Genomic DNA, 11769 nt, shown 5'->3' with positions numbered 1-11769 from the left:
CCGGTTCCGTGAACTTCTGGTCCGTCGCCGTGTCGCCATGCGACATCGGTCGCTACCAGTCGTAATCCTTTGATTCGGCGGCCTGCGCCGAGCCGTGGATTTCCGGGTACCAGCGGCAGGATACGTTCCAGCCGTTGAGCCGGCACCGTGCGTGGGTGTCCAAGTGCTCGACGGATGTCCTGGTGGTGGACGGTTGCATCGACGAGTCCGATCATGCCGCCAAAGCCAGCGGTAAGTCCCTTCGGGCGTAGGTGCCGGCGAAGGAACTGCACCAACTCATCGGGCGACATCGGTGCGAACTCTCGTACGCCTACCTCGTTGGCATGCACGACCAAGCCCCTCGCGAACCGCATGGCCAGCCCAAGTGGGCTCAACTCTTCATAGCTGACGACATGCGCAACAACATCTTTGACTTTCCACTTGTCACAGAGACTCGGGGCGTGCCACTCCTGTGCCGTCAGAGTGTCAAGAAATGCGGCAAGGTCACTCCGCTCGTCATACGCCATGTCCATGAGGGATTTGTCGTCCGTGCTCATCACGAAGCCTCCGCCGCCAGGTCGCCGTAGCGCCTCAGATAAAGAGGCCATCCAGCATCGCCGTCAACGCCGTCGGCCACTGCTTGCCAGCCTTCACCGTGTCGGTCAAGGTGGCGATGCTCTAGTTCGACCCGAGTGCGGTCATCGGATTCGGCGATGAAGCGCACTTCGACTTCACTCGTCTTGGCCGGATCGGCCTCCAGTTGCCACGTTGGTCCGATGTCCCACGAAATCACTACCCGAGAAGGTGGCTCGTAGGCGAGTACACGCGACCACTCACATCGACTACCGTCGACACCCACGTCGTAGACACGTCCACCGGCGCGCGGCTCAAATACCGTCTCGGCGATGGGAACGGACAGCAGGTTATGTTCGCGCGGCTTGATGGCATCGAACTGATCGATGAAAAGCGCGAATGCTCGCTCGACGCCGGTGTTGACAACGATGCTCTTTCGAATCGGCTCGACTCCTGATGGATTCATCGGTCCCGTCCTTCTTCATCGGCAATCAGTTTGTATGCGTCCAAAGCCTTGCCCCAGAACACGTCAAGCTCCGTCCGCAGTGCCTCGATACCTTGCGGATTCAGTTGATAAACCCGTCTTGTGCCAACGGCACGGTCCAAGACAAGTCCGGCGCTTTTGAGCACCTTGAGGTGTTGAGACACGGCTGGTCTGCTGACAGGCAGGTCGTGGGCTAGCTCGCCCACCGCCATCGGCCCACCGGCAAGACGCTTGAAAACCGCTCGCCGAGTGCCATCAGCAAGGGCTGCCCATGCCTCGGCAGCTTCGTAAGTCACCACGAACGGTAAGTCTAGACTTACCGAGACGGCTTAATCCATCGGCCAGGGCCCAAACTGCCTCGCAGTTACGCCGGCGGTGACGACCTGGGGCCACCTGTGGTCAGGCTAGCGGCAGCAGTTCGGATCGAGCACCGTGCACAGTGCCGCTAGGGATTCGCGGCGCGCTCGGTGGTAGACGTTCATGCCGCGTCGTTCGGACTCGACCAACCCGGCCCGCCGTAGCTGTGTGAGGTGATGGCTCACCGTGGATTCACCGAGGCCAACCGCTACGGCGAGGTCACAGTTGCACACTTCACCATCATCGGCGCTAAACAGCAGCGAAACGAGCTTGACTCGAATCGGGTCGGCTAATGCCTTGAGCCGCAACGCAATCTCCAGCGCCGCCTTGTCATCGATAGGGCCCGCGGCCATGGGCGAGCATCGCACCGGGGTGGAGACATCCAACACGGGCAACGTCTTCGGCATGCCACCATCTTGCCACAAGGATTGACATATATCGAAGAGGTGGCATCATCAGGGGAGTCAGTAGTTCGACATAAGCCACAGAGGTAAAGGGAGCCGCCATGTCCCGCGTTCAACTCGCCCTCAACGTTGACAACCTCGACGAGGCCATCGGGTTCTACTCCAAGCTGTTCAACACCACGCCTGCCAAGGTCAAGCCCGGCTACGCAAACTTCGCCGTCTCCGCGCCGCCGTTGAAGCTCGTCCTCATCGAAAACCGTGGCCACGGTGGAACTCTCAATCACCTCGGCGTCGAGGTGGAGTCGAGCGCTGCCGTCCACGCCGAGATTGCCCGCCTGACCAACGAGGAAATGTTCACCGACGAGGAACTCGGCACGACCTGCTGCTTCGCAACCCAGGACAAGGTGTGGGTGACCGGACCCGCCGGTGAGAAGTGGGAGGTGTACACAGTTCTCGCGGACTCCGAGTCATTTGGCAGAGACGCTGGTAGTCCATGCTGCGCCACAGCGACGAGTGAGGACACGGCGGGCGAATCGTGAGCCGACTGGCGCAACCTGAGGCGCCTTCTGCTCCGGTGGATAGGTTGTCGCGGCTCGATCAGCTTCTGCCGGTGTGGATCGGCATCGCGATGGTCGTTGGCTTACTCCTCGGGCGACTCGTTCCCGGGCTCAATGTTGCTCTGAATCATGTTCAGGTTGACGGGATCTCACTGCCTATTGCGATCGGTCTGCTGGTGATGATGTACCCGGTGCTGGCCAAGGTTCGTTATGACCGACTGGACACCGTGACCGGCGACCGCAAGCTGCTGGCAAGCTCACTCGTGCTGAACTGGCTAGTCGGACCCGCGTTGATGTTCTCGTTGGCGTGGCTACTGCTACCCGATCTGCCCGACTACCGCACCGGATTAATCATCGTCGGTTTGGCCCGCTGCATCGCGATGGTGATCATCTGGAACGACGTTGCCTGCGGTGATCGCGAAGCCGCAGCAGTGCTGGTCGCGCTCAACTCCATCTTCCAGGTAGTCATGTTCGCCGCCCTGGGGTGGTTCTACCTGTCGGTTCTCCCCGGTTGGCTCGGCCTGCAACAGAGCGCCATCAGCACCTCGCCGTGGCAGATCGCCAAATCCGTGCTCGTCTTCCTCGGCATCCCCCTACTCGCCGGCTATCTCACCCGACGTTTCGGCGAGAACGCCAAAGGACACGACTGGTACGAGTCGACGTTCCTGCCGAAAATTGGACCGTGGGCGCTCTACGGCCTGCTGTTCACCATCGTCATTCTTTTTGCGCTGCAGGGCCATCAGATCAGCAGCCGTCCTCTCGACGTGCTCCGCATCGCGGTACCACTGCTGGCCTACTTCGCCATCATGTGGGGTGGTGGTTACCTCTTGGGCGCGGTTCTCGGACTGGGATACCCACGTACGACCACCCTCGCGTTCACCGCTGCGGGCAACAACTTCGAATTAGCCATCGCCGTATCGATTGCCACCTACGGAGCAACCTCAGGACAGGCACTCGCCGGTGTCGTGGGCCCGCTCATCGAAGTGCCGGTGCTTGTCGCCCTGGTCTACGTATCACTAGCGTTGAGAAGACGATTCGCTCCTGCCACCCACGAAAGCCTCGCCTGATGGCGAGCACAAAGCCCGCCGTGCTGTTCCTCTGCACCCACAACGCAGGCCGATCCCAAATGGCCATGGGATTCTTCAAACACTTCGCCGGCACCCGGGCCGATGTCTACTCCGGCGGGTCTGAACCTGCCGACGAACTACACCCCGCCGTCATCGCGGCCATGGCCGAAAAGGCCATCGATATCGCGACCGAACAACCGAAGCGGTGGACCATGGACATGCTCGAAGCCGCGGACGTGGTGATCACCATGGGCTGCGGCGACTCCTGCCCGGTCCTACCCGGGCGCCGTTACGAGGACTGGGTTCTCGCCGACCCCGCCGGTCAATCACTCGAGGCGATACGACCGATCCGCAACGAGATCGAACAGCGGGTGCGCACGCTGCTCGACCAATTAGCAGTCAGTGCCGAGCCCGGCGCATGACGCGCTAGGCCCGGCACTGAGGTTTCGGCGCATGATCTCACTCGGTGGAAACCGTTGCGCCTCAACGGGTTAGCGTCCCGACGGCATGCCCATCATTCCAGGCCCCATCATCTCAGGTCCCATCGCACCCGGCTTCATGTCACCTGGCTTCATATCGCCCGGCTTCATGTCGCCCATCTTCATATCGGCGCAGCAATCCTTCGATTCGTGGCCCATCGCGGCATGACCCATTTGCATGTGCATGTGCTCGCTCCAGTTCAAGAAGAAGCCGGAGAAGAAAATCGCGCCGACAACGAACAGTCCGCCGGCGACGATGCCCACCCACGCCAGCGCCTGATTCAGGCGGCTGGGCCTGGTCGGCTGTGTGGTGCCCGGATCGTCGGTTGCAACGTCGGTTGTATCGGCCATGGTGATCCTCCTGTGTTGGACTAACGACGGTCATGTTACCCCACCCTGGGTGGGGTGGGGTACGCTAGGCTAGGCGTTGTTCACCCCGGCACCGGGGTGGGCGCGCGCCGCTGGAAGGGGACGCTGATGTCAGAGGAGTTGACGGCCAAAAAGCATTCCGCGCTCAACCGGCTCAAAACAGTCCGTGGCCATCTGGACGGGATCATCCGAATGCTGGAATCCGACGCCTACTGCGTGGATGTGATGAAGCAGATTTCTGCGGTGCAGTCGGCCTTGGAGCGCACCAACCGGGTCATGCTGCACAACCACCTGGAAACCTGTTTTTCGGAGGCCGTCGTCGGCGGGCAGGGTGACAAGGCCATAGCCGAACTAGTCGACGCCCTCAAGTTCAGTCCCGCCCTGACTGGACCAGATAATTGCTTGAACGGTACGACTACCGACGAGGCTGTGAAAGCCCATAGCTCGTAGCGGCGCTGTGGACGCGTCTTTTTCTAGCTGCCGGATCGGCGGTCCGGCTTAGGCAGTACCTCGCGCCCGACGTTGCGGGCCAATGTCGCCGCCGGAAAGCCGACGTAGCCAGTCAGGTGATAGACCACCTCTTCGAGCTCTTCGACGGTCAGCCCGTTGCGCAACGCAATCGGGAAGTGAAACTTCAATTCCTCGCCGGCGCGGAGCGCGATGAGCGCCCCGAGTGTGACGAGGCTGCGGGAGCGGCGATCGAGCCCGGGCCTCGTCCACAGCGCACCGAAGACATGCTCGAGACTCAGTTCGCCGAGCTCGCCCGCGAAGCCGTCGTCGCGCATGCTGGTGACCTCATCGGGGATCAGGCCGGGCAGCAGCTCTTTGAAGACAGCGAGGCCATCGACGTGGGCGTCGGTCATGAGTTGTTGCCTTTCGGTGCCAGGGGTTCGCGGGAGATTTGGTAATCCAAGTAGGCATCCCAGTTTTCGACGCGGCGGCGCAGCTCGTCGGTCACTTGGGGATGGGTCGGAACGAAGAAGCGGTTCTGCAGGATCGCGTCGGCAACCAGTTCGCCGACCCGCGCGGCGTCGAACAATTCAAACTGCTCGCCCGGTGTACGCAGGGCCGTGCCGCCGCCGAATGTGGGCACGTTCGATGCGATGTTGGTCAGTACGGGCCCCGGGCAGAGCAGGCTGACGCCAATGTTCTTGGGGCGCAGATAAAGAGCGAGTCCTTCGCTGATCTGGACGACGGCGGCTTTGCTGGCCGCGTAGGGCATGCGGTCGTACGAGTAGGTGAACAAGCCGGCGAACGATGCGGTGTTGACGATATGGCCGCTGCCCTGGTCGAGCAGCATCGGGACAAAAGTGGCGTTGCTGCGCACCACCGACATCAGGTTGATGTTGAGAATTCGCTCCCACTCGATCGCTGGGATGTCTTGTGGTAGGCCATTAGTCAGCACACCGACGTTGTTGACCACGATGTCGACCTTGCCGAACCGCTCCAGTGCGGTATCTCGGATGCCGTCGAAAGCGATCGGATCGCCGATGTCTGTGGTGCGGGCGGCGACGTTCACGCCAAGCTCCCGCAGTTCGGCCACCACCGCCGCGACCCCGTCGGCGTTGATGTCAACGGCAACGATCTGCGTCCCCCGGCGACCCAGCGAGTGCGCGATCGCGCGACCGATCCCACTGGCCGCACCGGTGATGACGGCGACCTTGCCGTCGAGAGTGTCCATGCGTTCTCAGCCCGTCGACTACCGGCAAATGCAATCGGGCAAACGATACTCCGAGGTGGAATCCGTGTTCGTTCCGCCGGCACCGGTCACGGCGTTCGGCTGAACAGCAACTTGCGAACGTTCAATAGCCTGTAAACGCTTCACAGAAACGTCAAAATCTGCGCCCATTAAATAACAAGCGCACTTACCCGTTGCTCAAATGGACCATAATCAGCTCGTGGAGCGACGCCGTAACGTCCAGACGAGCCTTTCGCCGATGGCCACCCTCAAGCAGTTGCCTGCTCTGGTTGTGCTGGAGCGGATTCCGGTTCCAGTGCTCGCGATCGCGAACGACGGCGCGCTGGTGTTCGCTAATTCGGCATTCTCCGACATGGTCGGCCGGGACCCCGCCGACGTGGTGTCGATGAAGTTCGAGGAGATCTTCCAGCTGCCGCTCACCACGGAGCCCGCGGTCACGGTCTTGCAATCCCTGGCCAACGAGGTAGTCGAGTTGGCCCATCGGGACGGGTCGAGTGTGCGCGCGCTGATGAGCAGGTCGGCGCTGATCCGCGCCGATGACGATATTGCGCTTGCGACGTTTCAAGACTTGACCGAGCAGTTGTGGCTTGACGAGCGCTAGCCGCTTCAGTTGTCCTAAATCTCCGGCGGCGAAACGGCCTTGATCGCCAGAGCGGTGCGACGTTTCAAGAATTGCGCGAAGTAATCGATCTTGTCGAGTTGCACGATTCCGCGTAACACCGTCGACAACGCTTTCTGGTAGTCACCGAGCAGTACCGCCGGGTCGTCCAGGTTGCTGGCCTGACGCAGCCCCATATAAATGGACACCAGCAGGCGTCCGATGTCTTGGGGATCGCCGCGATCGACGATGTCACCCTCACGGATTCCGCGTCCGACGATCTCGCCGAGCATTTCGACCCACCCGCCGAGCAGTCGCTCCTGCAGCTTCTCGGTGCGGCCGACCGACTCGAGCAGGTTGAAAGCTGCCCGGGTGATGTCTTCGGTCATGTCGGCCATGGCGATCAGGAACGAGACGTCGATGAGAGTTTCCAGCCCGGACAGCTTGCGGGTGAACAACTCCTGGAATGCGGCGCCGGACCTGACGGTCTGCTCGTCGACGATCGCCAACGCCAGCGCATGCTTGGAGCGGAAGTGGAAGTACATCGCGCCCTTGGTCAGCTGCGCCTCGGCGAGAATGTCGTCGAGGCCGACGGCGTAATACGGACGCTGGGCGAACTGGTGCGCCGCGGCTCGCAGGATTTGCTCGCGCGTCGTATCGGAACGCTTGTCGGTTACTTCGCTCATGTTTGTTGTCAGATCGTTGTCGCGGATAGGGCCTGGCTGTCGGCCAGGAACGGCATTGGCATCCAGCGCGACGACAGTAGCGACTCCATCGCGTGGCTAGGCAGGGGCCGAGACAACAGGTAACCCTGCGCTCGGTGGCAACCGTGTCGCATCAGGGTCAGTGCGGCGGCCGGCGTTTCCACACCCTCGGCCACCAGCTGCAGGTCGAAGGCTTCGGCCAGGCCGATGATCGCCCGGACGATCGCCAGGTCACGGCTACTTGTGCCCAGGTCGCGAACGAAGGATGTGTCGATCTTGAGCGTGTCGACCGGCAGCGACTTCAGATGCGACAGAACGGCATAACCGGTGCCGAAGTCGTCGATGGCGATCTGGACGCCGACTTCCTTCAGCGCCTCGAGGGTCTTGCGGGTGGTGTCGATGTCACGAACCACGGCACGTTCGGTGATCTCCAGACACACCGAGCCACCGTCGATGCCGAACTCGTCGATGGTTTCGGCGACGCTGCTCACAAAGCCTCGGCTGACCAGCTGGGCGGGAGACACATTGAGCCGCAACGTGGTGTTCTGCCCGACGCCGCGCGAACGCCAGCGGCTGAACTCCCCGATTGCGGTTCGCATGACCCAACGGCCCAACTCCCCGCCCAGGTTTGCAGATTCGGCGACGCCGATGAACGACTCGGGCAGTAGCAGCCCCCAGGTCGGATGCCGCCACCGGACGAGCGCTTCGACAGCCACGATCGCGCCGGTCCACAGGTCGACCTCGGGCAGATAGTGCAGCAGCAGCGCGTCGTTGTCGATTTCGCCCCGCAGATGCAGCTCGATGTCGTTCCGGAAGAGCCGCTGCAGCGATATGTCATCGCTGGAGACCGCGACGTGGTTACCCCCGGCCCGCTTGGCCGTCAAGACCGCCTCGTCCGCGCGATGCAGAAGGTCGCTGGTGTTGTCGCGGCCCGGTATGCCCACTGCGACACCGACGCTGACGGTGCGGGTGATCATGTGACCGCCAAGGGACATCCGATCGCGCAGCGCCGCGCACAGTTCCTCGGCGGTCTTCTCCGCTGCCTCGATCGACATCGCCCGATCGGGCACGACGACGAACTCGTCTCCGCCGAGGCGGGCGGTCATGCTTTTGGCGCCGGCCTTCATCTGCAGCTGTTCGGCGAATGTCCGGATGAACCAGTCACCTGCGGTGTGGCCGAGATAGTCGTTGATCGACTTCAGCCGGTCCAGGTCGAGATACAACACCGGAACGGGTCCAGGTTGACCTGCCGCCAGTCGTTCGGACAGATGCGCCATCAACGCGCGCCGGTTGTGCAGGCCGGTCAGATCGTCGTGTTCGGCGAGGTTGCGAAGCTTCTCCTCGGCAGCGATACGGGCCTGGAGCTGCGCCAGCAGGGATGCAACCGTCTGGATGGTGTTGAGCTCGTCGGGCCGCCATTTCTTGCGACGAAATTTCACGCAGACCAGCTGGCCGGTGGTGACGCCCCCCGAGATCAAGGGAGCTGCGGCAGCCGACGGCGCCGTAATCTTGCCCGGGTCGATGCCCCACCGCTCCTGCGAGGCCGCTATCCAGCGCGCGCAAACCGGGTCGGAGAGCTCCAGTCTGATCACCGCCAGCTTCTTGCCGTGCTCGCACAACGACAGAACCGGGTCGGCGCTACTGAAGTGGGCAACGGCCGCAGAATCGGGGACTGACGGATCGCGTCGCGGCGGCCATACCGCAACCAATTTCGACACCCGTATCTTGTGGTCGTTGTGGCGAAGGAAGGCGCCATCGATGTCGAGGTGCTCGACGAGTTCGGCGAGCACCTGCTCATTGACCTCGGCAACAGTCGACGCCGTCGTCTCCATCAATCTGGTGGCGACGCGGGTGACCAGGTTGCGTGGCAAGGTCCCCTCCGATGTGAGGCGTAAGTCGGGTGCCGCGTCAGAGTCTGGTCTGGCGTACTAAGCGTCTGTTTAATCTAAGTTCGAATTCGGGGCGCAGCAGTTCGGCGAAGTATATACGCCGAGCATGCGCAACGTCGCTGTTAGCGACATGCGGTACGTCCTGTTGGACAATGCCCGCCAAGATCGATGGTTTCCGGACTATCACGGTGGATTCGACGGTCGAAAGTCCGGCCTTTCGCCTCGCATCCACCAGTTAAATAAACTGCTTGATTTAACTCATTCGCCGGTGTTCACTGAGTCGGTGACCGCAGCCAGAGTCCTGCGTAACGATCGGTCCACCGGTACGCGAGAAGCGATCTTGTCCGCTGCCGAGCGGTTGTTCGCCGAACGCGGAATGTATGCGGTGTCGAACCGGCAGATCAGCGAAGCGGCCGGCCAAGGCAACAACGCGGCGGCGTGCTACCACTTCGGCACCAGGACCGATCTGCTGCGCGCGATCGAAAGCAAGCACCGAGTGCCCATCGAGGAACTGCGCGCCCAGATGCTGGCGGGCATCGAGAGCTCGACGGAGTTGCGGGACTGGGTGGGCACGCTGGTGCGCCCGCTCACCGACCACCTGACCGCGCTGGGCAACCCGAGTTGGTATGCCCGCTTCGCCGCGCTGGCGATGGCTGACCCGACCTATCGGCAAGTCGTGACCAAGGACGCACTCGGGTCGCCGGTGCTCGTCCAGGCGATCGACGGTATTAACCGTTGTCTGCCCGATCTGCCGAAGCGGGTTCGCTTTGAGCGGATGGTGATGGCTCGAAACCTGTTGATGCACACGTGTGCTGAGCATGAAGGTGAGCTCGCCGAACACGGGCCGCGGTCGCGGTCCACCTGGCCGATCGCGGCCGAAGGGCTGATTGACGCGATCGTCGGCCTGTGGCAATCGCCGGTTCACCGCGCCCAGGCCTCGCTACCGCACTGATCTGAGTTCGCCATGGGAGAAGGAGCTTATGTCTGACACCTTGACCGGACATCCCGGTGACGTTGCCTCGAACATTCCGGACTATCCGATGACCCGCGCGGCGGGTTGCCCATTGGCCCCCGCTCCGGTCGCGCTGGAACTCAACGCCGTCAAACCCCTTAGCCGAGTGAGAATTTGGGACGGCAGCACGCCTTGGCTGATCACCGGCTACGAGGCGATCCGCTCGTTGTTCAGCGACTCCCGGGCCAGTGTCGACGACCGCAAGCCGGGCTACCCGCACTGGAACGAAGGCATGCTGGCCACCGTCCACAAGCGGCCCCGCTCCGTATTCACCGCAGATGCCGAGGAGCACACCACATTTCGGCGCATGCTGTCCAAACCCTTCACCTTCAAGCGGGTCGAGGGGTTGCGTCCCGCGGTCCAGAAGATCACCGACGACCACATCGACGCGATACTCGCGGGCCCACAGCCGGCTGATCTGGTCGACGCACTGGCGCTTCCGGTCCCGTCGCTGGTGATCAGTCAGCTTCTGGGCGTGCCGTATTCGGACGCGGAGTTCTTCCAAGAGCAGGCCAGTCGAGGGATGGGCCGCTATGCGAGCGCCGAGGAGTCGGCCGAAGGTGCGACCGCACTCGCCAGATACATCGCCAAACTGGTTCGCGCCAAAATGGAGAACCCGACCGAAGATCTGGTGGGTGACCTTGCCGAGCGGGTCAACGCCGAAGAGCTCAGTGTCCGGGAGGCGGCACAGTTGGCCACCGGCGTTCTGATCGCCGGACACGAGACCACCGCAAACATGATCAGCCTGGCGATCGTTGCGCTGCTAGAGCACCCCGACCAGTTGGCGCTGCTGCGCGACACCGACGATCAGAAGGTGATCGCCGTGGGCGTCGAAGAATTGATGCGTTACCTCAGCATCATTCAGACCGGGCAGCGTCGAATCGCCACCGAGGACATCGAAATCGGCGGCGAAGTGATTCGCGCCGGCGAGGGCATCATCCTCGACGTGCCGCCGGCCAACTGGGACGCCCGTCGCTATCCCAACCCGGACCAGCTGGATTTGCAACGAGAGGACAACCCGCACGTCGGCTTTGGCTACGGTCGACACCAATGTGTCGGGCAGCAACTGGCCCGGATGGAACTGCAGATCGTCCTGCATACCCTGCTGCGCCGCATCCCGACCCTACGGCTGGCGGTGCCCATCGACGAGCTGCCGTTCAAACACGACGCATTGGCGTACGGGATTTACGAGTTGCCCGTCACATGGTGAACAGCGACGATCTCACTCTGGTCGTGCCCGATCTTTCGGGTCGACTGGCGGTGGTGACCGGCGCTAACAGCGGCCTGGGATTCGGCTTGGCCAAACGACTCGCGATGGCGGGTGCCGATGTCGTGATGGCGATCCGCGATCGGGCTAAAGGAGAGGCGGCGATCGAGAAGATCCGCGCCGACGTTCCCGCCGCCAAAATGGCGATCAAACATCTCGACCTCTCCTCGCTGAGAAGTGTTGCGGCACTGGGGGAGGAGCTGGCTGCCGAGGGCCGGCCGATCGACGTGTTGATCAACAACGCAGGCGTGATGACGCCGCCCCCCCGCGAGCAGACCGACGACGGATTCGAGTTGCAATTCGGCGCCAACCATCTCGGGCACTTCGCGTT

General features: G+C 62.4%; 17 protein-coding genes. 8 read left to right on the top strand and 9 right to left on the bottom strand.

From position 1 onward, the window contains the following. From VN856_RS07350 to VN856_RS07335, 4 genes are all read right to left on the bottom strand, one after another. Nucleotides 1-536, bottom strand: a 536-nt coding sequence (locus VN856_RS07350; protein WP_325687598.1) for a maleylpyruvate isomerase family mycothiol-dependent enzyme, incomplete at its 3' end; no start/stop codon positions are given. Further along, nucleotides 536-1018: an SRPBCC family protein gene (locus tag VN856_RS07345; protein ID WP_325687596.1), complete on the bottom strand. Its 483-nt coding sequence runs from the start codon at nucleotides 1016-1018 to the stop codon at nucleotides 536-538. The genes VN856_RS07345 and VN856_RS07350, both read right to left, overlap by 1 nt. Further along, a complete protein-coding gene (locus VN856_RS07340; RefSeq protein ID WP_325687594.1) occupies nucleotides 1015-1335 on the bottom strand; it encodes a metalloregulator ArsR/SmtB family transcription factor in 321 nt (106 codons plus the stop codon). Before VN856_RS07340 ends, VN856_RS07345 begins: the two co-directional genes overlap by 4 nt. A 105-nt stretch (nucleotides 1336-1440) precedes the next feature. Further along, nucleotides 1441-1800, bottom strand: a complete 360-nt coding sequence (locus VN856_RS07335) for an Rv2640c family ArsR-like transcriptional regulator (protein WP_325687592.1) — start codon at nucleotides 1798-1800, stop codon at nucleotides 1441-1443. Nucleotides 1801-1898: 98 nt separating this feature from the next. Between VN856_RS07335 and VN856_RS07330 the strand changes: the two genes are divergently transcribed. From VN856_RS07330 to VN856_RS07320, 3 genes are read left to right on the top strand one after another with little or no spacing between them, the layout of a single operon-like run. After that, the gene (locus VN856_RS07330; protein WP_325687590.1) at nucleotides 1899-2336 is read left to right on the top strand and encodes an ArsI/CadI family heavy metal resistance metalloenzyme; all 438 of its coding nucleotides are present in this window, start codon (nucleotides 1899-1901) and stop codon (nucleotides 2334-2336) included. After that, a complete protein-coding gene (gene arsB / locus VN856_RS07325; protein ID WP_414686896.1) occupies nucleotides 2333-3421 on the top strand; it encodes an ACR3 family arsenite efflux transporter in 1089 nt (362 codons plus the stop codon). The genes VN856_RS07330 and arsB overlap by 4 nt, the downstream gene beginning before the upstream one ends. Then, nucleotides 3421-3843: an arsenate reductase ArsC gene (locus VN856_RS07320; protein WP_414686895.1), complete on the top strand. Its 423-nt coding sequence runs from the start codon at nucleotides 3421-3423 to the stop codon at nucleotides 3841-3843. The genes arsB and VN856_RS07320 overlap by 1 nt, the downstream gene beginning before the upstream one ends. Before the next feature lie 69 nt (nucleotides 3844-3912). On the opposite strand, the gene VN856_RS07315 is transcribed toward VN856_RS07320, so the two are convergent. Beyond that, nucleotides 3913-4251 carry a hypothetical protein gene (locus tag VN856_RS07315; RefSeq protein ID WP_325687588.1) on the bottom strand — a complete coding sequence of 113 codons (339 nt, stop codon included), beginning with the start codon at nucleotides 4249-4251 and terminating at the stop codon, nucleotides 3913-3915. Between the two features lie 126 nt (nucleotides 4252-4377). Here VN856_RS07315 and VN856_RS07310 point away from each other — a divergent pair, with 126 nt between their 5' ends. Continuing rightward, complete coding sequence (locus VN856_RS07310) at nucleotides 4378-4719, top strand: metal-sensitive transcriptional regulator (RefSeq protein ID WP_414686894.1); 342 nt, start codon at nucleotides 4378-4380, stop codon at nucleotides 4717-4719. A gap of 23 nt (nucleotides 4720-4742) precedes the next feature. On the opposite strand, the gene VN856_RS07305 is transcribed toward VN856_RS07310, so the two are convergent. Both VN856_RS07305 and VN856_RS07300 read right to left on the bottom strand, forming a co-directional pair. Beyond that, a complete protein-coding gene (locus VN856_RS07305) occupies nucleotides 4743-5132 on the bottom strand; it encodes a carboxymuconolactone decarboxylase family protein (protein WP_325687586.1) in 390 nt (129 codons plus the stop codon). Continuing rightward, on the bottom strand, nucleotides 5129-5950 hold the full coding sequence (locus tag VN856_RS07300) for an SDR family oxidoreductase (RefSeq protein WP_325687584.1): 822 nt from the start codon (nucleotides 5948-5950) through the stop codon (nucleotides 5129-5131). Before VN856_RS07300 ends, VN856_RS07305 begins: the two co-directional genes overlap by 4 nt. 256 nt (nucleotides 5951-6206) lie before the next feature. On the opposite strand from VN856_RS07300, the gene VN856_RS07295 reads away from it, so the two are divergent. Then, on the top strand, nucleotides 6207-6569 hold the full coding sequence (locus VN856_RS07295) for a PAS domain-containing protein (protein ID WP_325687582.1): 363 nt from the start codon (nucleotides 6207-6209) through the stop codon (nucleotides 6567-6569). Nucleotides 6570-6583: 14 nt separating this feature from the next. Here the strand turns inward: VN856_RS07295 and VN856_RS07290 are convergent, their stop codons facing one another. Further along, complete coding sequence (locus VN856_RS07290) at nucleotides 6584-7252, bottom strand: TetR family transcriptional regulator (protein WP_414686893.1); 669 nt, start codon at nucleotides 7250-7252, stop codon at nucleotides 6584-6586. An 8-nt stretch (nucleotides 7253-7260) separates the two neighbouring features. After that, nucleotides 7261-9141, bottom strand: a complete 1881-nt coding sequence (locus VN856_RS07285) for a bifunctional diguanylate cyclase/phosphodiesterase (RefSeq protein WP_325687580.1) — start codon at nucleotides 9139-9141, stop codon at nucleotides 7261-7263. Nucleotides 9142-9427: 286 nt separating this feature from the next. Between VN856_RS07285 and VN856_RS07280 the strand changes: the two genes are divergently transcribed. From VN856_RS07280 to VN856_RS07270, 3 genes are all read left to right on the top strand, one after another. Then, nucleotides 9428-10111 (top strand): TetR family transcriptional regulator, encoded by a 684-nt coding sequence (locus tag VN856_RS07280; RefSeq protein ID WP_325687578.1) that lies wholly within the window; start codon nucleotides 9428-9430, stop codon nucleotides 10109-10111. 28 nt (nucleotides 10112-10139) lie between these two features. Beyond that, nucleotides 10140-11381 (top strand): cytochrome P450, encoded by a 1242-nt coding sequence (locus VN856_RS07275; RefSeq protein ID WP_325687576.1) that lies wholly within the window; start codon nucleotides 10140-10142, stop codon nucleotides 11379-11381. Next, nucleotides 11375-11769: SDR family NAD(P)-dependent oxidoreductase (locus VN856_RS07270; RefSeq protein ID WP_325687574.1), on the top strand; the 395-nt coding region annotated here is incomplete at its 3' end. The genes VN856_RS07275 and VN856_RS07270, both read left to right, overlap by 7 nt.

Source organism: Mycobacterium sp. (genome assembly GCF_035603715.1).
In the GTDB taxonomy this organism is placed as follows: Bacteria; Actinomycetota; Actinomycetes; order Mycobacteriales; family Mycobacteriaceae; genus Mycobacterium.
This window is presented reverse-complemented; position numbering and strand designations above follow the sequence as displayed.